Raw genomic sequence first — 21277 nt, 5'->3', positions numbered from 1 at the left:
TCTCTCTCGCCCCCGCCGCCGCCCCCCCCCCCCCCCCCCCCCCCCCCCCCCCCCACACCCCCCCCCCCCCCCCCCCCCGCGGCCGCCCGCCCCCCCCCCCCCGGCTCCCACGCCCGGTCGACCACCCGCACCAGGCCCTTGTCGGTGAGCTTGATCTGCGGCGAGACGGGCAGCGTCATGGTCGAGATGCTCATGAAGGCATTGCGATGCCGCCAGCCCCACCTGTGCAGTGCCTCCCGTACGGCGGCCGCGCCCCGGGCGACCGCGGCGGCCGGTGCCGGGGACATCACGCCGCCCACCGACAGCGGGAGATGCACGACCGGCTCTCCGGTGACGGTCACACAGATACCGCCGTGTGAGCCGATCACCCGATTGGCCGCATGGCGCAGCGCGCGGGCGTCGGTGGCGACGACGGTGAGGTTGTGACTGTCGTGTGCGTACGTGGTGGCGACCGCGCCCTCGGCCAGCTCGAAGCCGACCACGGGGGCCATCGTCCGGCGGCCGGAGCGCTGGTGGCGCTCGTACACCGCGAGCACGGCCGTCCTGCCCTCCCACTTCACCATGCCGTCCCGTACGGGCAGCACGACCTCGGCCGGTTCGGTGAAGGTGTCCACGGGGTTCACCCGCAGCGCCCGGAAGGTGTGTTCCCCATCGGGCAGGTCCACCCGCCAGCGGCAGTCCTCCTCGTCGAGCGGGGCGAGGCGCACCGAGTCGGCGAAGGGATTGTGGACCGGGGCCGTCGCGTCGGCATCGGCGGCTCCGACGACCTGTCCACCGCAGACGACGGTCACCGGCGTCGGGTCCTCCAGCGCGCGCAGCAGGACGAGGTCGGCCCGCTTCCCCGGTGCCACCACGCCACGGTCGTCCAGGCCGAGGCGGCGTGCCGGGTGCAGGGTGAGGGCCCGGAGCACGGTCAGCGGGCCGAGCCCGGCGTCCAGCGCGACCCGGGCGATATGGTCCAGATGTCCGCGCTCGAGGATGGCATCGGCTGCCAGATCGTCCGTGACCAGGCAGAAGTCGGGCAGGACGGGGAGCTCATGGAGGCGGGCCACCAGCTCGGTGGTGAGGCACTTCTCCTGGAGCATCAGCAACATTCCGAGCCGGGCCTTCTCGACGGCGACCTCGGGGGTGTTCTTGGTGTGGTCGGAGTCGATCCCCGCCCAGAGGTACTCGCCCAGATCGTCGCCGGTCAGGCCCGGGCAGTGGCCGTCGAGCCGGACGCCCTTGCGCCGGGCGGCCTCGACGATCGACCGCATCCGCGGGGAGCCCGCGACGACGGCCCGGTAGTCCATCACCTCGCCGAGCGTGGTCACCCCGTCCCAGTCGAGCATCTCGGCGATGTCCTCGGCGGTGAGCCGGGATCCGGCGGTCTCGAAGCCCTCGAGCGCGGGGACGCAGGAGGGCACGGCCCACAGCATGGTCTGCGCGGGCGCGCGGCCCTGCTCGATCATCCAGGCCATGGCCTCGCGCCCGGCGACGTTGACGATCTCGTGCGGATCGGCGAGCACCGTGGTGGTACCGCGCCGCACCGTGATCCGGGCGAACTCGGCGGGAGTGAGCAGCGAGCTTTCGATGTGCATATGGGCGTCGATGTACCCGGGCGCCAGGAGCAGCCCCTCGGCGTCCAGGACGCGGTCGGAGTCGATCCGCACACCGGGCGCGGCGACGGCGCGGATGAGGTCCCCGGTCACCACCACGTCCGCCGGCCGGATCTCGCCGGTGTGCACCGAGACGACGCCGGCACCACGGATGAGGAGATCGCAGCGGCTTGGCATCGGCATGGGGGGTCTCCTGCTCGTTCTCTGTTCTGGAATCGGGAGTGGGAGGGTGCGGGTGCGTTGGCCCTATGCGGAAGCGCCCGGCGCGGCAGCGCTCTGTACGGGGGCACTCGGCGCGGGCGCGGTGTGCGCCCCGTAGCGGCCGCGCAGCCGCGACATCAGGAACGCGCGGAACGCCTCCGCGTCGACGCCCGTCGCCACCTTCGCGTTGGTCGGCAGGCCGGTGCGCCCGTGGACGTCGGCGACCAGCGCGCCACGGGTGAACTCGCCCGCGCATTCCACGGTCACCCAGGCCTCGGTCCACTGGAGGAGGTCCGGCCGGATGGCCGCCGCGACAGCGAGCGCGTCGTGCACGGCGCAGGCACGCACGGCGTGGCGGCGGGCGTAGCGCTCGATGAGATGGCTCAGCATCCGCCCGGCCGCCGAGGTCGCGGGCGCGCCGTCGGCGATCAGTGCCTCGGCGTCGGCGAGCGGGGTCAGGGCCTTGCGCGTCACATCGAGCCCGACGATGCGCAGCGGCACCCCGGCCTCGGCGACATAGCGGGCGGCCTCGGGGTCGGCGTGGAAGTTGAACTCGGCGGCGGGCGTGGTGTTGCCCGGGGCGAAGGCCGCGCCGCCCATGATGACGATCTCCGCCAGCCGCTCCCGGACGTCGGGGTGGGCGTGCAGCAGCGCGGCGACGTTGGTGAGCGGCGCCGTGGCGATGAGGGTGATCTCCTGGGGGGCGCCGCCGCGGATCCGTTCGGCCATCCAGTCCACGGCGTGGCCGGGGTGGGCGGCCCGGGTGGGCGTGGGGAGTTCCACACCGCCCAGGCCGTACGCGCCGTGCACCGGCTCATCGGGGTGGCGCAGCGCGCGGGCCAGTGGCCCGGCGTGGCCGCGGAGCACCGGGGTGACCGCCGCGGCGCCGCCGATCAGATCGCACAGCCGCAGGGCGTTGTCGACGACCTGATCGAGTCCGACGTTGCCCGCGACGGTGGTCACCCCCACGACGTCGAGTTCGGGTGACGCGTACGCCAGCAGCAGCGCGATCGCGTCGTCGATCCCGGGGTCGCAGTCGATGATGACCCGGTGGGGGGCCTGGCTCATCCGGAGACCTCGCGCTGGAAGCGGTCCACCCAGGCGTCGTTGTGATCGACCGCGTAGCCGAGGTCGGGGGAGGTGAACCCGGCGGCGGACGGGTCGCTCGCGGCCTTGCCCGCCACCTTGGTGAGGGACGCGGGCACCTTGGCGTCCTCGTTGACCGGCTTGTCGTTGAAGGAGGCGGCGGCCTTCTCCTGGACGTCCGCGGAGAGCAGATAGTCGATGAACTTCTCGGCGCCCGCCTTGTTCTTGCTGCCCTTGACGATCTGGGCGGTGTTGGCGGCGACGAAGCGGCCCTTGTCGAACGGCGCCCAGCCGATGGGCTTGCCGGCCTTGGCCGGGTCCACGGCGAACAGGTCGAGGCCGGGGGCCATCTCGACCTCACCGCGGTCCAGGAGGCTCACCAGTTCGGTGCTCCGGTTGAAGAACTTGAGCACATTGGGCTTGAGGGCGGAGAGCTTCTTGAATCCGGCGTCGGCATCCTCGGGGCCCGTGCCGTAGGTCGCGGACGTGGCCTCGAGAAAGGGCATTCCGGCGCTGGTGGACATGTCGGGGACGGCGACCTTGCCCTTGTGCTCGGCCTTCCACAGCTCCTTCAGCGTGGGCGGCTCGCTGAACTTGTCGGTGCGGTAGAGCATGCCGAGCAGCTGATAGGTGTACGTCGGGCCGTAGCCGTCCTCGCTCTTGGCGAAGTCGTAGATCTTGGAGAGGTTGGGGACCTTCTTAGAGTCGATCTTGTCGAAGAGGCCCTGCTTCTGGCCCATGGCGGCGAAGAGGTCGGTGATCATGACGACATCGACGGTGGGGTTCGCCTTGTTGACGCGGAGCTTGGTCAGCCGGTCGGCGTTGGCGCCGGTCTCCACGGTGACATCGATCCCGGTCTTCTTCTCGAACGGCTCGACCACCGTCTTCTCGAAGCGGTCCGCCCCGAAGCCGAAGGTGGAGACGGTCAGCTTCTTGGGGTCGGCGTCGGCGGTTTCGGCGCAGCCGGACAGGGACAGGGAGAGGGCGGCCGCGGCCGCCGCGCAGGCGAGGAGTCTGGTGGTGCGGGTCATGCGGGACACTCCTGCTGTTTCGAGGTGGCCGGCCGGGCGTCACCGTCGTCGCCGGCCAGGGGGACGGCCCGCGCGAGGGGCAGATGGAGCCGTACCGGCTCCCCCGCGCGCAGGGTGTCGTCGGTGCTGATGGCGTGGAGGACGCGGTCGCCGACGGTGGCGGTGACCGCGAAGTCCGTACCGCGGAAGCGGACCGCGGCCACGGTCCCCTCGACCACTTCACCGCCGGGGGGCGGCTTCTGCCCGGGGGTGAGGACGCCCACGTGCTCGGGCCTGATGGTGATCGGGCCACGGCCGGGGAGGTCGAGGAAGTTCTCATAGCCCAGGAACTCCGCGACGAAGCGGGTCGCGGGCGCCCGGAAGACCTCGCGCGGCGGGCCCTGCTGCACGATCCGGCCGTGGTCGAGGATCACCATGGAGTCGGCGAGCTCCAGCGCCTCCTCCTGGTCGTGGGTGACCAGGATGGCGGTCAGGCCCGTCTCGCGCTGGACGCGCAGCAGTTCCTGCCGCATCTGGACGCGCAGCCGCGCGTCCAGGTTGGACAGCGGCTCGTCCAGCAGCAGCACCGAGGGGCGGATGGCCACGGCGCGGGCGAGCGCCACCCGCTGCTGCTGGCCGCCGGAGAGCTCCTTGGGCTTGCGCCGGGCGAGATCGGCGAGGCCGACCAGCTCCAGTACCTCGCCCACCCGGGTGCGGATCTCGGCGGCGGGCACGCCCCGCATCCGCAACCCGAACGCCACGTTCTTCTCCACGGTCAGATGCGGGAAGAGGGCGTACGACTGGAACACCATGCCGATGTTGCGGCGCTCGGGCGGCAGCCGGGTGGCCTCCTCGCCGTCGAGCAGGATGGAGCCGGAGCTGGGCGGGAGGAATCCCGCGATCATCCGCAGGGTCGTGGTCTTGCCGCAGCCGCTGGGCCCGAGCAGGGCGGTGAACTGTCCGCGCTCCACGGTCAGATCGATGGCGTCCACGGCCACCGACCCCGAGAACTCCCGGGTGATGGCCCGGAGCTGGACCACTGGCGTCGTCATCTGGCGCATCCCTACTTGCTGAAGACCTTGTTGAATCCGACGAGCCGCTCGGTGACCAGGGCGACCAGCACGGTCCCCGCCAGGAGCAGCGTGCTCACGGCCGCGACGACCGGGTCGAAGGAGAATTCCACGTAATGGAGCATCTCGACCGGGAGGGTGGAGACACCGGGACCGTTGAGGAGCAGTGACAGCGGCACATTGTTGAAGGAGGTGAGGAAGGACAGCACGGCCGCGGAGACGATGCCGGGCGTCATCACCGGCAGGGTGATGTGCAGGAACGTCCGCAGCGGCCCCGCGCCGAGACCGCGGCCCGCCTCCTCCAGGGCGGGGTCGGCCATGGCGAGCGAGGCTCCGGTCACCCGCACCGCGTACGGCAGGAGCAGCACGGTGTGGCCGATCAGCAGCGCCCCGAGGGCGGTGATCCGCAGGGTGACCATCAGCTGCTGGAACAGGGCGAAGCCCAGGACCAGCTCCGGCACGATCGCCGGGGACAGGAACAGCGCCTCGATCGCCTTGCGGCCGGGGAACCGGCGGCGCTGGATCGCCAGCGCGGCCGGAACGCCGACGAGCAGCGCCAGGCCCGTCGCTCCGGCCGCCACCAGCGCGCTGGTGGTGAGCGCGTCCTGGAAGGGCTGGTGGGCGAGCGCCTTGGTGAACCACTTCCCCGACAGGCCCGGGGGCGGGAACTCGACGGTGTCACCGGAGGAGAACGCGATCGCGACGACGAGCAGGATCGGTCCGAGCAGAAACAGCAGCGCCAGCGCGGACAGCGCGGTGAGCACGGGACGCCCTCGCATCAGACCGCCCCCACCCGGGACAGCCGGCCGGATATCCAGCTCGCGGCGAGCACCAGCACGGTCATGATCAGGGCGACCGCGCTCGCCGCGCTCCAGTCGAGCTTCACATTGGCGTAGTCGTACAGCAGCGTGGCCAGCGTGCGGTTGCGGGTGCCGCCGAGCAGCAGCGGGGTGGTGAACGCGGTGACCGCGCCGGCGAAGACCAGGGTCGCGCCGACCAGCACGCCGGGCAGCGCGAGGGGCAGCACCACGCTCCGGAACGCCCGGCCCGGTTTGGCCCCGAGCCCCCTGGCCGCGTCCTCCAGCTTGGCGTCGACATGGGAGAGCGAACTGTAGGAGGTCAGGATCATGATCGGGGTGAAGAGCTGGGTGAGCCCGGCGACCAGGGCGAATTCGGTGTAGAGCAACTGGGTGCCACCGTCCACGATCTTCAGGTCGACCAGCACGGAGCTGATCAGTCCGGTGCGGCCGAGGATGACCAGCCAGGAGAAGGTGCGGACGACGGTGGAGAGCAGCAGCGGAAAGACGGCGAGCGCGAGCAGCAGGCCCTGACGGCGCCTGGGCGCCCGGGAGATCAGATAGGCCACCGGGAAGCCGAGCAGCAGACAGATGACCGTGGTGAGGGCGGCGACCCGGATGGTCCGGGCCGCCACCTCCAGGACGTAGGCGTCGCCGAGCATCCCGCCGAGATCGCCGAGGACATCGGGGTGCTCGGCGGCGGGCGGGGCGAACAGGGTGACGCCGAAGGGATAGAGGAAGCCGAAGGCGAGCAGCGCCACCCCGGGCAGGAGCAAGAGGCCAGACGCCGCTCTGCGGGACACGAACCCGTCCTCCGTCGAATATACGGTGCGCTGTGCACGACCATCGATATGCAACCGGTTGCAGCAACCGGTTGCAGGCAAGGTACGCTAGGCCCGGGGAGGCCGTCAACGGCCATCGGTTAAAACCGTGTAACCGGCAAGAGAGCAGAGGCGGATGGTTCGACTGGCAGACGTCGCTCGAGCGGCGGGCGTGTCCACTTCCACGGCGTCACGCGCGCTCAGCAGGCCCGACATGGTCGCGGCGGAGACCCGGGAGCGGGTGTCCCTCGTGGCCGCCGAGATGGGGTTCCGGCTCAATGCCACCGCCCGCGCCCTGACCACCGGCCGCACCGGGCTGGTGGGAGTCATCGTCCCCACCCTCGCCAACCCCTTCTTCCCGCCCATCGTCACGGGCGTCCAGCAGCCCCTCACCGAGGCGGGCGGAAACGTCCTGCTCGGCGTCTCCGATCACTCGGCGGACCGTGAGCGGGAGTTGGTGCATCAGCTGGGCCCGCGGGTCGACGGGCTCATCCTGGTCGCGCCGGTCAGCCCGGACGCCGCCCTGCGCTCGTTCGCCGAGCGGCTGCCCGTGGTGACGGTGGACCGCACGGCCCCGGGGCTGCCCGGGGTGGTGGTGGACACCCCCGGCGGGGTGACGAAACTGATGGACCATCTACTCGGCCTCGGCCACCGTCGCATCGCCTACCTCGGCGGGCCGCCCGGCTCCTGGATGGACCGGCAGCGCCGGAAGGCCGCCCTGACCGCGGTGGCCGACGGCGGCGGCGAACTGATCGTCCTGGATCCCGTACCGCCGCGGTTCGACGCCGGACTCGCCACGGCGGAGCACCTGGTGCGGCAGGAGACCCGGATCACCGCCGTCATGGTCTACAGCAGCTATGTGCTGCTCGGCCTCTTCATGGGACTGGGCAGCGCCGGACTGCGCGTCCCGGAGGACATCAGCCTCGCCGCCTCCGACGACCTGACCGTCATCGGCATGACCCAGCCGGGCAGCACCGCGCTCCACGTCCCCCTCCAGGAGGCGGGAAGCGAGGCGTGCCGGCTGGTACGGGAGGCCCCCGCGGCGGGCTCCCGGCCACCGCGCGTCCGGATCGCCACGCGGCTGGTGGTACGCGACTCCACCGCGGCGCCGCCACGCGGGTCGACGCCCGCACCGTCGCGCACATCACCGCGTACGTCACCGCGTGCGTCAGGGGCCTCGTCGCGCGCCCAGAAGGGTTAGCGCTCCTTCTGGGCCAGCCTCAGCAGATGGTCGGCGAGCGCCTGGCCGCCCAGCGGGTCGCGGCTGATCAGCAGGAGCGTGTCGTCGCCCGCGATGGTGCCGAGGATGTCGTGCAGCTCCGCCGAGTCGATGGCCGAGGCGAGGAACTGGGCGGCGCCCGGCGGAGTGCGCAGCACCACGAGGTTGGCCGACGCCTCCGCCGAGATCAGCAGCTCACCCGCCAGCCGGGCCATCCGCGCCTCGCTCGCCGACTCGCCGAGCGGGGCGCGCGGCGTGCGGTCGCCGCCCTCGCTCGGCACCGCGTAGATCAGCTCACCGCCGGTGTTGCGGATCTTCACCGCGCCCAGCTCGTCCAGGTCCCGGGAGAGCGTCGCCTGGGTGACGGAGAGCCCGTCGTCCGCGAGCAGCTTGGCGAGCTGACTCTGGGAGCGCACGGCCTGCCGGTTCAGGATGTCCACGATCCGGCGGTGGCGTGCGGTGCGGGTCTGCGGCACGGCCGGTCCGCCGTGGTTGGCGTCCTGCGCGTCGGTGTGCTGCGCCTCGGTCATCGGTGTCGTCAGTCTCCGGCTCGTCGTTCCCCGTCTCCCTCATGTGCGGCGTCCAGGACGGCGGGCAGCTCCCGGAGGAAGGTGTCCACCTCGCCGTCGGAGATGACGAGCGGCGGGGCGAGCCGGACCACATCCGGCGCGACCGCGTTCACCAGGAGTCCCGCGTCCTGAGCCGCCTTCTGCACCTGCGGCGCGAGGGACTCTGTGAGCACGATACCGAGCAGCAGCCCGGCGCCGCGGACCCGGGCGACCAGTGCGTGGTCGAGCGACTCGATTCCGTTACGCAGCCGCTCCCCCGCCCGCTTGACCCGGTCCAGGAGGCCGTCGGCGGCGATGGTGTCGAGGACGGCGAGACCGGCGGCGCAGGAGACGGGGTTGCCGCCGAAGGTGGATCCGTGCTGACCCGGGGTCAGCAGATCGGCCGCGGGCCCGAAGGCGAGGGTGGCGCCGATGGGCAGCCCGCCGCCGAGCCCCTTGGCAAGGGTGACGACATCGGGCTCGATGCCCTGCGCCTGGTGCTCGAACCAGTGCCCGGTCCGCCCGATCCCGGTCTGGATCTCGTCGAGCACCAGCAGGGTGCCGGTGGCCCGGGTGATCTCCCGTGCCGCGGCCAGATAGCCGGCCGGCGGCACGATGACGCCGCTCTCGCCCTGGATGGGCTCCAGGATGACGAGGGCGGTGTCGGCGGTGACGGCCGCGCGCAGCGCCTCCACGTCCCCGTACGGCACGTGCGTCACATCGCCGGGCAGCGGAAGGAAGGGCTCCTGCTTGGCGGGCTGGCCGGTCAGGGCCAGCGCGCCCATGGTGCGGCCGTGGAAGCCGCCCTCGGTGGCCACCATATGGGTACGCCCGGTGCGCCGCCCGATCTTGAAGGCGGCCTCGACCGCCTCCGCGCCGGAGTTGGAGAAGTAGACGCGTCCGGAGCGGCCGAAGAGCTGGAGCAGCCGCTCGGCGAGCGCCACCGGGGGTTCGGCCACGAAGAGGTTGGAGACATGGCCGAGGGTGGCGATCTGGTCGGACACCGCCCGGACGACGGCGGGATGGGCATGGCCGAGGGAGTTGACGGCGATACCGCCGACGAAGTCGAGGTACTCCTTGCCGTCCGCGTCCCAGGCCTTGGTGCCCTCGCCGTGGGTGAGCGGGAGGCGGGGGGTGCCGTAGTTGTCCATGAGCGCCCCCTGCCAGCGCCGCTTCAGCTCCGCGTTGCTCACTGGTCCTCCCCCTTGTCGGCCTTGCTGTCCTGGTCGTCCTTGCCGATCGCGGTCCCGTCCGGCAGGACCATCGTGCCGATGCCCTCGTCGGTGAAGATCTCCAGCAGGATGGAGTGCGGTACGCGGCCGTCGAGCACACGGGCGGTGGTGACCCCGTTGCGCACGGCGTACAGGCAGCCCTCCATCTTCGGCACCATGCCGCTGGCCAGCTCCGGGAGCAGCTTCTCCAGCTGGCTCGCGGTGAGCTTGCTGATCACCTCGTCGCTGTTGGGCCAGTCGGCGTAGAGGCCCTCGACATCGGTGAGCACCATCAGCGTCTCGGCGCCCAGCGCGACGGCGAGTGCGGCCGCGGCCGTGTCGGCGTTGACGTTGTAGACATGGCCGTCGTCGGCGCTGCGGGCGATGGAGGAGACGACCGGGATCCGGCCGTCGTCCAGCAGGGCCCGGACCGCGCCGGTGTCCATCTCGGTGATCTGCCCGACCCGGCCGATGTCCACCTGCTCGCCGTCGATCTCGGCGAAGTGCTTGGTGGCGGACATCAGATGCGCGTCCTCGCCGGTCATGCCGACAGCCAGCGGGCCGTGCCGGTTGAGCAGCCCGACCAGTTCGCGCTGGACCTGTCCGGCCAGCACCATCCGTACGACGTCCATGGCGTCGTCGGTGGTGACCCGCAGCCCGGCCTTGAACTCACTCACCAGGCCGTGCCGGTCCAGCTGTGCGCTGATCTGGGGGCCGCCGCCGTGGACGACGACGGGGCGCAGGCCCGCGTGGCGCAGGAAGACGACGTCCTGGGCGAAGGCGGCCTTCAGCTCTTCGTCGACCATGGCGTTGCCGCCGAACTTGACCACCACGGTCTTGCCGTGGTGGCGGGTCAGCCAGGGCAGCGCCTCGATCAGGATGCGGGCCTTGGGCAGGGCGGTGTGTTTACGGGTGGTGGTCGGCTGGCTCATGAGGAATAGGCGCTGTTCTCGTGGACGTAGTCGGCGGTGAGGTCGTTGGCCCAGATGACCGCCGAGGCGCTGCCCGCGGCCAGGTCGGCGGTGATGCGGACCTCGCGGAAGCGCATGTCGACCAGCTCCCGGTCCTCGCCCACCGAACCGTTCTTGCACACCCAGACGTCGTTGATCGCGACGTTGAGCTGGTCCGGTTCGAAGGCGGCCGAGGTGGTGCCGATCGCGGCGAGCACCCGGCCCCAGTTGGGGTCCTCGCCGTGGACGGCGCACTTGAGGAGGTTGTTGCGGGCGATGGAGCGGCCCACCTCCACCGCGTCGTCCTCGGTGGCCGCGCCCACGACCTCGATCCGGATGTCCTTGGAGGCGCCCTCGGCGTCCCCGATGAGCTGGCGGGCGAGATCGGCGCAGACCTCGCGGACCGCCTCGGCGAATTCCGCGGTGTCGGGGGCGGCACCGGAGGCGCCGGAGGCCATCAGCAGCACCATGTCGTTGGTGGACATGCAGCCGTCGGAGTCGATCCGGTCGAAGGTGGTGCGGGTGGCGGCGCGCAGCGCGGTGTCCAGCCCGGGGGCGTCCACGTCGGCGTCGGTGGTGAGCACGACGAGCATGGTGGCCAGGCCCGGGGCCAGCATCCCGGCGCCCTTGGCCATACCGCCGACGGTCCAGCCGGCGGGGCTCTGTACGACGGCCGTCTTGTGCACGGTGTCGGTGGTCTTGATGGCGATCGCGGCCTTCTCGCCGCCGTGCGGGGAGAGCGCCTCGGCGGCCTTGCCGACCCCGGACAGCACCGCGTCCATGGGCAGCCGGACGCCGATGAGCCCGGTGGAGGCCACGGCGACCTCGCCCGCGTTGTGGCCGAGGACCTCCGCGGCCTTCTCGGCGGTGGCGTGGGTGTCCTGGAAGCCCAGCGGTCCGGTGCAGGCGTTGGCGCCACCGGAGTTGAGGACGACGGCCGAGACCTGACCGCCCTTGATGACCTGCTCGGACCACAGGACGGGGGCGGCCTTGACGCGGTTGGAGGTGAAGACGGCCGTTGCGGCGAGGCGCGGGCCGGTGTTCACCACGAGTGCGAGGTCGGGGTTTCCGTTCTCCTTGATCCCTGCCGCGACGCCGGAGGCCGTGAAGCCCTGGGCTGCCGTAACGCTCATGGAGCGACTCCGATCGTGGAAAGTCCCAGCTCCTCGGGGAGGCCGAGGGCGATGTTCATGCTCTGCACCGCGCCGCCCGCGGTGCCCTTGGTGAGGTTGTCGATGGCGCTGATCACGAGGGCGCGGCCGGCCGCCTCGTCATGGGCGACCTGGAGCAGCGCGGCGTTGGATCCGTAGACGGCGGCGGTGGAGGGCCACTGGCCCTCGGGGAGGAGGGTGACGAACGGTTCGTCCCGCAGCGCCTTGTCGTACGCGGCGCGCAGGCTCTCCCCGGTGACTCCGGGCCTGGCCTTGGCGCTGCAGGTGGCGAGGATGCCGCGGGGCATCGGGGCGAGGGTCGGGGTGAAGGAGACCGACACCCGCTCCCCCGCCGCGGCGGACAGGTTCTGGATCATCTCGGGGGTGTGCCGGTGGCCGCCGCCGACGCCGTACGGGCTCATCGAGCCCATGACCTCGCTGCCCAGCAGATGCGGCTTGGGCGCCTTGCCCGCGCCCGAGGTCCCGGAGGCGGCGACGATGACCGCCTCGGGCTCCAGCAGCCCGGCCGCGTACGCCGGGAAGAGCGCGAGGGAGACGGCGGTGGGGTAGCAGCCCGGCACCGCGATGCGCTTGGTGCCCTCCAGCGCGGCGCGGGCGCCGGGCAGCTCGGGCAGGCCGTAGGGCCAGGTGCCGGCGTGCGGCGAACCGTAGAACCGCTCCCAGTCCGCCGCGTCCTTCAGCCGGAAGTCGGCGCCGCAGTCGATGACCAGGACCTGGTCACCGAGCTGCTCGGCCACGGCGGCGGACTGCCCGTGCGGCAGCGCCAGGAAGACCACGTCATGCCCGGCCAGGGCCTCGGCGGTGGTGGGCTCGAGCACCCGCCCGGCCAGCGGGAGCAGATGGGGCTGCAGCCCGGCGAGGGGCTGTCCGGCGTTGGAGTTGCCGGTCAGCGTGCCGATCTCCACCTCCGGGTGGGCGAGCAGCAGCCGCAGCAGTTCCCCGCCCGCGTATCCGCTCGCGCCCGCCACCGCAGCACGTATGGCCATCGCCGTCGTCCTCCCTAGATGATGGCATGACTATACGATTCACGACAGCTTTATGCAAAGGGTGGCCGGATTCCCACCGCCGAGGTGACGGAGCTCAGACGAGCAGGACCCGGCGCCCGCGCGTGTGACCGGCCTGACTGTCGATGTGCGCCGCCGCGGCCTCGGCGAGCGGGTACGACTTCTCGACCGGGATGTGGAGCTTTCCCCGTGAGATGAGGTCGACGGCCTCGGCGAGCGCTTCCGGCACGCTCCCGGCCACGCCGGAGAATCGGACGCCGAGCTCCGGCGCCCCGAGATCGGCGATGGAGATCACCTTCCGCGGATCCCCGGTCAGCTCGACGAGCTCGCGGATCACCCCCGAGCCGGCCAGATCGAGAGCCGCGTCGACCCGGCCGAGCCGCCGCACCCGCTCGACCCAGCCCTCGCCGTACGTCGTGGGGACGGCACCCAGGCTCCGCAGATAGTCCTGGTTCGCGGCCCCGGCCGTGCCGATCACCGTGATGCCGCGGTCGCGGGCGATCTGCAGGACCGCCGATCCGACTCCCCCGGACGCACCGCTGACCAGCAGGGTCTGCCCGGACCGCACCCCGACCTCACGGATGACGCGCAGCGCGGTCTCCACCACGGAGGGGTATCCGGCCGCCTCCTCGAACGTCAGCCCCTCGGGCATCCGGGCCCAGGCCGACAGCACGGCGAACTCGGCATAGGTGCTCGAACCCTCGCCGAACACACGGTCGCCGACCTCGACCCCTTCGACACCCTCGCCGATCTCGTCCACCACCCCGGAGGCGTCAAGACCGACTCCGGAGGGCAGCTCGGTCGGATGGGCCCCCAGGACCTGGCCTTCACGGATCCGCCAGTCGACGGGGTTCACGCCCGCCGCCCGTACGGCGACGCGTATCTGGCCGGGGCCCGCGTGGGGCTCCTCGGCATCCAGCAGTTGCAGAACGTCCGGACCGCCGAACTCGGCGAAGCTCACTCTCTTCATGCCGCCGACCGTAACACTAACGGTTAGTGTTTAAAAACGGTTTTTGTTTTGCATCTGATAGCGTGAGTCCATGACCGTGCCGCCCGGACGCCGTGAGCGCAAGAAGGCCGCGACCCGCCAGAAGATCGCCGATACCGCCCTGCGGCTCTTCCTGGAACGGGGGTACGACGCGGTGGGCATCCGTGATGTGGCCGCCGAAGCCGACGTGGCCGTCACCACGCTCTTCTCCCACTTCGCCGCGAAAGAGGCCCTGGTGTTCGAGCAGGACCAGGACTTCGAGCGACGCCTCACACAGGCGGTCACCGGCCGGGCGCCGCACGAACCGCTCCTCCCCGCGCTGCGCCGCGAGATCCAGGCCCTGGTGCGCCATTGCACGGCGGACAGCGCCGCCCCGATCTGGCACATGATCGACGCATCACCCGCCCTGCGGGAGTACGAGGAGTCGATGAGGCTGCGCCATGCGGAGTCGCTGGCAACGGCCATCGCCGCCGATCCCGGCCTGTCGCAGACCACGACGGCCTGCCGGACGATCGCGAGGTTCGTGATCGACGCCTATGCGGTGGCCCGTGAGGCGGCCGAGCCGGAGGCCGCGGTGGACGAGATCTTCCGGATGATCGAGGCGGCCTGGGAGGCCGCCTCACCTTCTCGGCGTACGTGAGGAACTGTTCCTCCGGGTAAGACAGGAACCGCCCCCGGCCGGGCGAGTGCCGGTCGGGGGCGGTGTGGTGCGGTCGTGCGGTGGTGCGTCTGGCGTGCCAGGTGTGCCAGGCGGGTCAGCCGAGGATGGCGAGGGCCTGGTTGAGGGTCGCGGACGGGCGCATGACGGCCGCGGCCTTGGCGGTGTCGGGCTGGTAGTAGCCGCCGATGTCGGCCGGGGAGCCCTGGACCGCGAGCAGCTCGTCGACGATCGTCTGCTCCTGGGTGGAGAGCGCGTCGGCGAGCTGGGCGAACGCCTTGGCCAGGTCGGCGTCGTCGGTCTGGTTGGCCAGCTCCTGGGCCCAGTACAGGGCCAGGTAGAAGTGGCTGCCGCGGTTGTCGATACCGCCGACGCGACGGCTGGGCGACTTGTTCTCGGCCAGGAAGGTGCCGGTCGCCCGGTCGAGGGTGTCGGCGAGGACCTGGGCCCGCGCGTTGCCCGTCTTCTGCGCGAGGTGCTCGAAGCTGACCGCGAGGGCCAGGAACTCGCCCAGGCTGTCCCAGCGCAGGTAGTTCTCCTTGACCAGCTGCTGGACGTGCTTGGGCGCCGAGCCGCCCGCCCCGGTCTCGAACAGACCGCCGCCGTTGATCAGCGGGACGACCGAGAGCATCTTGGCGCTGGTGCCCAGCTCCAGGATCGGGAACAGGTCGGTCAGGTAGTCACGCAGGACGTTGCCGGTGACCGAGATCGTGTTCTCGCCGCGGCGGATCCGCTCGAGGGAGAGCTTGATCGCCTCGACCGGGGCCAGGATCCTGATGTCCAGACCCTCGGTGTCGTGCTCCGGCAGGTACGCCTTGACCTTCTCGATGAGGTTGGCGTCGTGGGCGCGGCCCTCGTCCAGCCAGAAGACGGCCGGGTCGCCGGTGGCGCGGGCGCGGGTGACGGCCAGCTTGACCCAGTCCTGGATCGGCACGTCCTTGGTCTGGCACATCCGGAAGATGTCACCGGCGCCGACGACCTGCTCGATGACGGCGTTGCCCGCCCCGTCCAGGACGCGGACGGTGCCGGTGGTGGGGATCTCGAAGGTCTTGTCGTGGCTGCCGTACTCCTCGGCCTTCTGCGCCATCAGGCCGACGTTGGGCACCGAGCCCATCGTGGCCGGGTCGAAGGCGCCGTGGGCGCGGCAGTCGTCGATGACGGCCTGGTAGATCCCGGCGTAGCTGCTGTCCGGGATCACCGCGAGGGTGTCGTGCTCCTCGCCGTCCGGGCCCCACATGTGGCCGGAGGTGCGGATCATGGCCGGCATGGAGGCGTCGACGATGACGTCGGACGGCACATGCAGGTTGGTGATGCCGCGGTCGGAGTCGACCATGGCCAGCTCCGGGCCCTCGGCCAGTTCGGCGTCGAAGGACGCCTTGATCGCCGCGCCCTCGGGCAGGGCCTCCAGGCCCTTGAGGATGCCGCCCAGACCGTCGTTCGGGGTCAGACCGGCGGCGGCGAGGGTCTCACCGTGCTCGGCGAAGGTCTTGGGGAAGAAGGCGCGTACGCCGTGGCCGAAGACGATCGGGTCGGAGACCTTCATCATCGTGGCCTTCAGGTGCAGCGAGAACAGCACGCCCTCCGCCTTGGCGCGGGCCACCTGCGCCGAGAGGAACTCGCGCAGCGCCGCGACGCGCATCACGGAGGCGTCCACGACCTCGCCCGCCAGCACCGGTACCGACTCGCGCAGCACGGTGGTGGAGCCGTCGTCGCCCGCCAGCTCGATGCGCAGCGAGCCGTCCTCCGGGATCACCACGGACTTCTCGGTGGAACGGAAGTCGTCGGTGTCCATGTGGGACACATTGGTCTTGGAATCGGCCGTCCAGGCGCCCATGCGGTGCGGGTTGGCCTTGGCGTAGTTCTTCACCGAGGCCGGGGCGCGGCGGTCGGAGTTGCCCTCGCGCAGCACCGGGTTCACCGCGGAGCCCTTGACCTTGTCGTAACGGGCGCGGATCTCCCGCTCCTCGTCGGTCTTCGGGTCGTCCGGGTAGTCCGGCAGCGCGTAGCCCTGCTCCTGCAGCTCGGCGACCGCGGCCTTCAGCTGCGGGATCGAGGCCGAGATGTTCGGCAGCTTGATGATGTTGGCCGCGGGGGTCTTGGCAAGGTCACCCAGCTCGGCGAGGGCGTCGGGGATGCGCTGGCCCTCTTCCAGGTGCTCGGGGAACTGGGCGATGATCCGGCCCGCCAGGGAGATGTCCCGGCTCTCCACGCTGACCCCGGCAGTGGAGGCATACGCCTCGATCACCGGCAGGAACGAGTACGTCGCGAGGGCAGGGGCCTCGTCCGTGTGCGTATAGATGATGGTCGAGTCAGTCACCGGGTGCTCCGCTCCACGTCTGCAACATTGCTCGACATCAAGATATCTGGTGCCGAGTGCTTTCCCGAAAGGGCCCTGGGCAGAAAGCCGCGCCCTGGTCACGGTCCGCGCTCCGATGGGATCGTCCGGTCCATGCCGATGACTCTGCGGGGCGCGCGGGTGATGCTGCGCCCCACCGTCCCTTCCGATGTTCCCTCCCTGGCCGCGATCCGCGCCACGCCCGAGGTGTACGCCCGCTGGCGGGGCGGCGAGGACCTGGTGGGGGCGGTGCGCGAGGATCTGGCCGAGCCCGGCGCCGAGCAGCTGACCATCGAGGACGAGGGCGTGGTGATCGGCTCGATCCAGTGGTCGGCCGAGGCCGATCCGGAGTACCGGCCGCTACGCATCGACATCTATCTGGACCCGGCGGTGCACGGGCGGGGGCTGGGCACCGACGCCGTCCGCACCCTGGCCCGCCATCTGATCACCGACCACGGCCACCACCGCATCGTGATCGACCCGGCGGCCGACAACGCCGCCGCGATCCGCTGCTACCGCAAGGTCGGCTTCCGGCCCGTCGGCGTCATGCGGTCCTATGAGCGCGGCGCCGACGGTACGTGGCATGACGGGCTGCTGATGGATCTGCTGGCCGAGGAGCTCACGCCGTGAGGGAAGACCCCGGGAGCGTTCGTGTCACGCACCGTCCACGCGCAGCCGCCACTCGCCCGCCCGGCCGGTGAGGGTGACCGTGGAGAGCGGACGGATGTCGACGTTCCAGTAGCAGTGCGGCGGCGCCTTGATCGCGTACATCAGGGCGGCGCGCACCACCCCGGGGTCGGCCACGGCCACCATCTTGGCGTGGTCCTCGGCCGGGCGGGTGTCCAGCCAGCCGCCGATCCGCATGATGAACGCGTGCAGCGACTCCCCGCCGTGCGGCGCGGAGCGCGGATCGCCGAGCCAGGCGTCCACCTCCGTGGGTTCGCGCGCCATCACATCGGCGAGGGAACGGCCCGCCCAGCGGCCCATATCGCAGTCGCGCAGGGCGAGTTGGACCAGTGGCGTGAAGCCCAGCGCGTCGCCGGTCTCCCGGCTGCGGGTCGACGGCGAGCAGTAGCGCAGCTCCGCCGCGGCCAGCGGCAGCAGGCCGGGGGCCGCGCGCTCGGCGGCGAGCCGGCCCTCCGGATCCAGCGGCCGGTCGTCGCCGAAGCGCTCCCCCAGCCGGGAGGAGCTGCGGCCGGCGGCGACCAGCGTCAGCCGAAACGTCATCCCGGCATCGTACGGTCACGACCGCGGCCAGATGACCCGCTACCGGCAGTAGACCGGACGATCCGGTGTGCGCCGGATCACCTGGGCGGCTCGAAGCGGCCGCCTCATGAACACCGTGCGCATCGTGGGTGGCGGGCAGAATGCGGCACCCGCCGCCGGGGCCCTGAAGGGGCGCGGGGCCGTGTGGGTGTGCGGCTCCGCCGCGCAGCAGGGGCTGCCCCTGGAACCCGGGGCCTGGGGCCTGGGGCCTGGGGCCTGGGGCCTGGAGCGGAGCCCCAGTTGCGGGAAGGGGCGGGAGAGGAACAACAGCCCGCCGCAGGCGCCAAGGCCCGTCGGACACCCCCTACGCCCCCGCCAGCACCTCCTCGCACGCGGTGCGCAACCGCCGCGCCCCCTCGGCCAGTTCACCGATGCCCGCCACCGACGCGAAGCTCAGCCGCACATGCGGCGCGGGCGGTTCGGCGCAGAAGTACGGGCGGCCGGGGGCGACGGCGACCCCGGCGCGCAACGCGGCGGAGGCCAGGGCGGCCTCGTCGGCGCCCTGGGGCAGCCGCAGCCACAGGTGGTAGCCGCCGGGCGGGACATGGCGCAGCTCCAGCGCGGGCAGCTCCCGCCGTACGGCGGTGACGAGCGCCTCGCGGCGGGTGTGCAACTCGGCGGCCACGGTGCGCAGATGGCGGGGCCAGGAGGGCGCGCCGACGAGTTCCAGGGCGGTCTCCTGGAGCGGGCGGGGGACGAAGAAGCTGTCGACGACCTGGATCGCGCGCAGCCGCTCCAGCACGGGGCCACGGGCGGCGAGTGCGGCCACTCGCAGGCTGGGCGACGTGGCCTTGGTGAGCGAGCAGACATGGACCACCACCCCGTCGGGGTCGTCGGCGGCGAGGGTGGCGGGCAGCGGGCCCGCGTCCTCGTGGACGAGCCGGCGCGCGAAGTCGTCCTCCACCACGAACGCGCCCGCCTCACGGGCGATCGTGAGCACCTCGCGGCGCCGCTCGGCGGAGAGCGTCGCACCGGTGGGGTTCTGGAACAGCGGCTGGCAGACGAAGACCCTCGCGCCGGTCGCCCGCAGCGCCTCGGCGAGCAGATCGGGGCGCACCCCGTCGGCGTCCACCGGGACCGGGACGGGGCGCTGTCCGGAGGCTCGGGCGGCGGCGAGTATCCCGGGGTAGGTCGGGGATTCGACGAGGACGGGCGCGCCGGGTGGGGCGAGGGCGCGCAGCGCGCTGGTGAGCGCGGACTGGCCGCCCGCGGTGACCAGGACGTCGGCGGCACCGAGGGCCCCGGCCGGGCCGCCGATCTCCCGGGCGAACCAGGCGCGCAGTTCGGGGAGCCCCTCCACCGGCGGGCGGCCCCACGCCCCCGGCCGCCGCCCGGCGCGGGCCAGGGCGGCGGCCAGCGCCCGCTCGGGCTGGAGCGAGGAGTGCAGATAGCCGTTGTTGAACTCCAGGATCCCGGGCGGCGGGGCGGCGAGCGTGGCCAGGACGCCGGTGGCGTCCACCGAGCGCGGCACCGACTCACCGGCCGTCTCCACGCTCAGCGCGACCTCCTGCCAGGAGGTGTCCCCGGGCCGCGGCGCCCGGGCCCGGGGACGCTCGGCGCGGAAGGCACCGGCGCCCGGGCGGGTGACCACCAGCCCTTCGGCGGCCAGCGCGGCGAGGGCGCGGGAGACGGTCACCGGGCTCACCCGGTGGCGCTCGACCAGGGCCCGGCTGGATGGCAGCTTCTCTCCAGGTGAGTAGCGGTCCAGATCCTTCCGCAGCGATTCCGCCAGATCAACCACACTGCTACGCTGTTGCATGACAGCCCAGGATAGCGCTACTGACAGCAGTGCGATAGCGGTAAGCGGTGACCCCGCCGTGGATGATGCCCCGGCCCGGGGTGATGACCCCGCCCCGCGCGCCGTCCCCACCTCGGGCCGGGGCGACACTCACGCGGCCCCGGCGCTCCCGACACCGTTCGCGCTCCGCACCGGCACCCTGCTCGCCGCGCTCGGCGTGGCCGCCTTCTCCCTCACCTTCCCCGCCACCGCCTGGGCGCTCACCGGCCTCGGCCCCTGGTCGGTGACCACCTGCCGGGTGGTGCTCGCGGCGCTCATCGCGGGCGGGGCCCTGGCCGCCCTGCGAGTCCCGGTGCCGGACCGCCGCCACTGGCCGGGGCTGCTGGTCGTCACGGCCGGGGTCGTCGTGGGCTTCCCGCTGCTGACCACGCTCGCCCTGGAGACCTCCACCACCGCGCACGCGGCCGTGGTGGTCGGTCTGCTGCCGCTCACCACCGCCGCCTTCTCGGCCGTACGCACGGGCGTGCGGCCCTCGCGGGTGTTCTGGGCGGCGGCGCTGGCCGGGGCGGCGGTCGTGATCGCCTTCGCGGTGCAGCAGAGCGGCGGCGCGCCCACCACCGGCGATCTGTATCTGTTCGGAGCGCTGCTGTTGTGCGCCGCGGGCTACACCGAGGGCGGCCGGCTGGCCGGCCATATGCCGGGCTGGCAGGTGATCGGCTGGGCGCTGGTGGGCTGTCTGCCGCTGTCGGTGCCGGGCGCGGTGCTCGCACTGTCGGCCGAGGACGTCCACCTCGGCGGCCGCGCGGTGGCCGGACTGCTGTGGCTGGCGGTGGGTTCGCAGTTCGTGGGCATGGTGGTCTGGTACCGGGGGATGGCCGCCATCGGGGTGACCAGGGCCAGCCAGCTCCAACTGGCCCAGCCGCTGCTCACCCTGGTGTGGTCGGTGCTGCTGCTCGGCGAGACGCTGACCCCCGCCGCCCCGATCGCCGCCGTCGCGGTCCTGGTGTGCATCGGGGTGACACAGCGGGCCCGGGTCCCGGCGGGCGTGGTACGGGCTTCCGGCCCCGGCCGGACGGGTCGGCCCGAAACCGTTGAAACGGGTCGGTCCGAAACCGTCGAAGGGGCCGGCCGGATCCCCGAAGTGGTGGACAGGAATCACTCCCCGGCGGGAGCAAACCAGGACAACCGGCCATAGACTGGCCTCAGGGATCGCATTGTCCTCAGCAGAGCATTGCCCTCCAGCGGACGGGAGGTCACGCATATGGAGGCGACCGTAGGCGACAAGCTGCTGGTGCACGGCAGGGTTGTCGGAATTCACGATCGTGTAGCGGAGATCATCGAAGTGCTCGGGGATAACGGGGAACCGCCCTACCGCGTGCGTTACGAGGACGACGGACACGAGTGCCTGTTCTCCCCCGGGCCCGACTCGGTCGTCCGCCACCTGGCCGCCGGACCCGGGCAGCGATAGCGGGTGTCCGACGGATCTTGACGCCTGCGGCGGATCTTTCCCCTCCCCGCCCCTTCCCGCTGCATCGATATGCGGCTCCGCCGCGTGGCAGGGGCTTCGCCCCTGGGCCCCGGGGTCTGGGGCGGAGTCCCGTACGC

General features: G+C 72.1%; 20 protein-coding genes. 5 read left to right on the top strand and 15 right to left on the bottom strand.

Features of this window, described 5'->3' with window-relative positions; genetic code table 11:
- From ACFXB5_RS08525 to ACFXB5_RS08500, 6 genes are all read right to left on the bottom strand, one after another.
- The coding region (locus ACFXB5_RS08525; RefSeq protein WP_385204097.1) for an adenine deaminase C-terminal domain-containing protein at positions 1-1781 on the bottom strand (1781 nt) is incomplete at its 3' end.
- 63 nt (positions 1782-1844) lie between these two features.
- Entirely contained in the window at positions 1845-2867 is a 1023-nt protein-coding gene (locus ACFXB5_RS08520) for a nucleoside hydrolase (RefSeq protein ID WP_385204094.1), read from the bottom strand.
- The gene (locus ACFXB5_RS08515; protein WP_385204091.1) at positions 2864-3916 is read right to left on the bottom strand and encodes an ABC transporter substrate-binding protein; all 1053 of its coding nucleotides are present in this window, start codon (positions 3914-3916) and stop codon (positions 2864-2866) included. Before ACFXB5_RS08515 ends, ACFXB5_RS08520 begins: the two co-directional genes overlap by 4 nt.
- Entirely contained in the window at positions 3913-4947 is a 1035-nt protein-coding gene (locus tag ACFXB5_RS08510; protein ID WP_385204088.1) for an ABC transporter ATP-binding protein, read from the bottom strand. Before ACFXB5_RS08510 ends, ACFXB5_RS08515 begins: the two co-directional genes overlap by 4 nt.
- A gap of 11 nt (positions 4948-4958) precedes the next feature.
- Positions 4959-5744, bottom strand: a complete 786-nt coding sequence (locus ACFXB5_RS08505) for an ABC transporter permease (protein ID WP_385204085.1) — start codon at positions 5742-5744, stop codon at positions 4959-4961.
- Positions 5744-6565 (bottom strand): ABC transporter permease, encoded by an 822-nt coding sequence (locus tag ACFXB5_RS08500; protein ID WP_385204082.1) that lies wholly within the window; start codon positions 6563-6565, stop codon positions 5744-5746. Before ACFXB5_RS08500 ends, ACFXB5_RS08505 begins: the two co-directional genes overlap by 1 nt.
- Before the next feature lie 154 nt (positions 6566-6719).
- Between ACFXB5_RS08500 and ACFXB5_RS08495 the strand changes: the two genes are divergently transcribed.
- Positions 6720-7784 carry a LacI family DNA-binding transcriptional regulator gene (locus ACFXB5_RS08495; RefSeq protein ID WP_385204079.1) on the top strand — a complete coding sequence of 355 codons (1065 nt, stop codon included), beginning with the start codon at positions 6720-6722 and terminating at the stop codon, positions 7782-7784.
- Here the strand turns inward: ACFXB5_RS08495 and ACFXB5_RS08490 are convergent.
- The 6 genes from ACFXB5_RS08490 to ACFXB5_RS08465 all read right to left on the bottom strand — a co-directional run bounded on the left by ACFXB5_RS08490 (position 7781) and on the right by ACFXB5_RS08465 (position 13657).
- On the bottom strand, positions 7781-8332 hold the full coding sequence (locus ACFXB5_RS08490) for an arginine repressor (protein ID WP_201854629.1): 552 nt from the start codon (positions 8330-8332) through the stop codon (positions 7781-7783). The genes ACFXB5_RS08495 and ACFXB5_RS08490 overlap by 4 nt on opposite strands.
- Before the next feature lie 8 nt (positions 8333-8340).
- Positions 8341-9543: an acetylornithine transaminase gene (locus ACFXB5_RS08485; RefSeq protein ID WP_385204076.1), complete on the bottom strand. Its 1203-nt coding sequence runs from the start codon at positions 9541-9543 to the stop codon at positions 8341-8343.
- Complete coding sequence (argB, locus tag ACFXB5_RS08480; RefSeq protein ID WP_385204074.1) at positions 9540-10493, bottom strand: acetylglutamate kinase; 954 nt, start codon at positions 10491-10493, stop codon at positions 9540-9542. The genes ACFXB5_RS08485 and argB overlap by 4 nt, the downstream gene beginning before the upstream one ends.
- Positions 10490-11644, bottom strand: a complete 1155-nt coding sequence (gene argJ, locus ACFXB5_RS08475) for a bifunctional glutamate N-acetyltransferase/amino-acid acetyltransferase ArgJ (RefSeq protein WP_385204071.1) — start codon at positions 11642-11644, stop codon at positions 10490-10492. The genes argB and argJ overlap by 4 nt, the downstream gene beginning before the upstream one ends.
- Complete coding sequence (argC, locus tag ACFXB5_RS08470) at positions 11641-12669, bottom strand: N-acetyl-gamma-glutamyl-phosphate reductase (RefSeq protein ID WP_385204068.1); 1029 nt, start codon at positions 12667-12669, stop codon at positions 11641-11643. Before argC ends, argJ begins: the two co-directional genes overlap by 4 nt.
- Before the next feature lie 94 nt (positions 12670-12763).
- On the bottom strand, positions 12764-13657 hold the full coding sequence (locus ACFXB5_RS08465; protein WP_385204066.1) for an NADP-dependent oxidoreductase: 894 nt from the start codon (positions 13655-13657) through the stop codon (positions 12764-12766).
- A gap of 70 nt (positions 13658-13727) precedes the next feature.
- Here ACFXB5_RS08465 and ACFXB5_RS08460 point away from each other — a divergent pair, with 70 nt between their 5' ends.
- A complete protein-coding gene (locus ACFXB5_RS08460; RefSeq protein WP_385204063.1) occupies positions 13728-14315 on the top strand; it encodes a TetR/AcrR family transcriptional regulator in 588 nt (195 codons plus the stop codon).
- 115 nt (positions 14316-14430) lie between these two features.
- Here the strand turns inward: ACFXB5_RS08460 and ACFXB5_RS08455 are convergent, their stop codons facing one another.
- Positions 14431-16650, bottom strand: coding sequence for an NADP-dependent isocitrate dehydrogenase (locus ACFXB5_RS08455; RefSeq protein WP_385204060.1), 2220 nt, complete (start codon positions 16648-16650; stop codon positions 14431-14433).
- 138 nt (positions 16651-16788) lie between these two features.
- On the opposite strand from ACFXB5_RS08455, the gene ACFXB5_RS08450 reads away from it, so the two are divergent.
- Positions 16789-17298: a GNAT family N-acetyltransferase gene (locus ACFXB5_RS08450; protein WP_385204252.1), complete on the top strand. Its 510-nt coding sequence runs from the start codon at positions 16789-16791 to the stop codon at positions 17296-17298.
- Positions 17299-17322: 24 nt separating this feature from the next.
- Here the strand turns inward: ACFXB5_RS08450 and ACFXB5_RS08445 are convergent, their stop codons facing one another.
- Both ACFXB5_RS08445 and ACFXB5_RS08440 read right to left on the bottom strand, forming a co-directional pair.
- A complete protein-coding gene (locus ACFXB5_RS08445; RefSeq protein ID WP_256650962.1) occupies positions 17323-17895 on the bottom strand; it encodes a histidine phosphatase family protein in 573 nt (190 codons plus the stop codon).
- A 343-nt stretch (positions 17896-18238) separates the two neighbouring features.
- A complete protein-coding gene (locus tag ACFXB5_RS08440) occupies positions 18239-19693 on the bottom strand; it encodes a PLP-dependent aminotransferase family protein (RefSeq protein WP_385204057.1) in 1455 nt (484 codons plus the stop codon).
- On the opposite strand from ACFXB5_RS08440, the gene ACFXB5_RS08435 reads away from it, so the two are divergent.
- Both ACFXB5_RS08435 and ACFXB5_RS08430 read left to right on the top strand, forming a co-directional pair.
- Positions 19692-20867, top strand: a complete 1176-nt coding sequence (locus ACFXB5_RS08435; RefSeq protein ID WP_385204054.1) for a DMT family transporter — start codon at positions 19692-19694, stop codon at positions 20865-20867. The genes ACFXB5_RS08440 and ACFXB5_RS08435 overlap by 2 nt on opposite strands.
- A gap of 66 nt (positions 20868-20933) precedes the next feature.
- The gene (locus ACFXB5_RS08430; protein WP_020867170.1) at positions 20934-21140 is read left to right on the top strand and encodes a DUF1918 domain-containing protein; all 207 of its coding nucleotides are present in this window, start codon (positions 20934-20936) and stop codon (positions 21138-21140) included.
- Positions 21141-21277: the final 137 nt, after the last annotated feature.

This window comes from Streptomyces sp. NPDC059455 (assembly GCF_042750115.1).
Taxonomy (GTDB): Bacteria; Actinomycetota; Actinomycetes; order Streptomycetales; family Streptomycetaceae; genus Streptomyces; species Streptomyces endocoffeicus.
This window is presented reverse-complemented; position numbering and strand designations above follow the sequence as displayed.

Coding starts and splice junctions, on each gene's coding strand:
- ACFXB5_RS08515 (WP_385204091.1), bottom strand. CDS start 3,916: ATGACCCGCACCACCAGACTCCTCGCCTGCGCGGCGGCCGCGGCCGCC.
- ACFXB5_RS08505 (WP_385204085.1), bottom strand. CDS start 5,744: ATGCGAGGGCGTCCCGTGCTCACCGCGCTGTCCGCGCTGGCGCTGCTG.
- ACFXB5_RS08495 (WP_385204079.1), top strand. CDS start 6,720: ATGGTTCGACTGGCAGACGTCGCTCGAGCGGCGGGCGTGTCCACTTCC.
- ACFXB5_RS08435 (WP_385204054.1), top strand. CDS start 19,692: ATGACAGCCCAGGATAGCGCTACTGACAGCAGTGCGATAGCGGTAAGC.
- ACFXB5_RS08460 (WP_385204063.1), top strand. CDS start 13,728: ATGACCGTGCCGCCCGGACGCCGTGAGCGCAAGAAGGCCGCGACCCGC.
- argC (WP_385204068.1), bottom strand. CDS start 12,669: ATGGCCATACGTGCTGCGGTGGCGGGCGCGAGCGGATACGCGGGCGGG.
- argB (WP_385204074.1), bottom strand. CDS start 10,493: ATGAGCCAGCCGACCACCACCCGTAAACACACCGCCCTGCCCAAGGCC.
- ACFXB5_RS08430 (WP_020867170.1), top strand. CDS start 20,934: ATGGAGGCGACCGTAGGCGACAAGCTGCTGGTGCACGGCAGGGTTGTC.
- ACFXB5_RS08510 (WP_385204088.1), bottom strand. CDS start 4,947: ATGACGACGCCAGTGGTCCAGCTCCGGGCCATCACCCGGGAGTTCTCG.
- ACFXB5_RS08490 (WP_201854629.1), bottom strand. CDS start 8,332: ATGACCGAGGCGCAGCACACCGACGCGCAGGACGCCAACCACGGCGGA.
- ACFXB5_RS08465 (WP_385204066.1), bottom strand. CDS start 13,657: ATGAAGAGAGTGAGCTTCGCCGAGTTCGGCGGTCCGGACGTTCTGCAA.
- ACFXB5_RS08450 (WP_385204252.1), top strand. CDS start 16,789: ATGACTCTGCGGGGCGCGCGGGTGATGCTGCGCCCCACCGTCCCTTCC.
- ACFXB5_RS08440 (WP_385204057.1), bottom strand. CDS start 19,693: ATGCAACAGCGTAGCAGTGTGGTTGATCTGGCGGAATCGCTGCGGAAG.
- ACFXB5_RS08520 (WP_385204094.1), bottom strand. CDS start 2,867: ATGAGCCAGGCCCCCCACCGGGTCATCATCGACTGCGACCCCGGGATC.
- ACFXB5_RS08445 (WP_256650962.1), bottom strand. CDS start 17,895: ATGACGTTTCGGCTGACGCTGGTCGCCGCCGGCCGCAGCTCCTCCCGG.
- argJ (WP_385204071.1), bottom strand. CDS start 11,644: ATGAGCGTTACGGCAGCCCAGGGCTTCACGGCCTCCGGCGTCGCGGCA.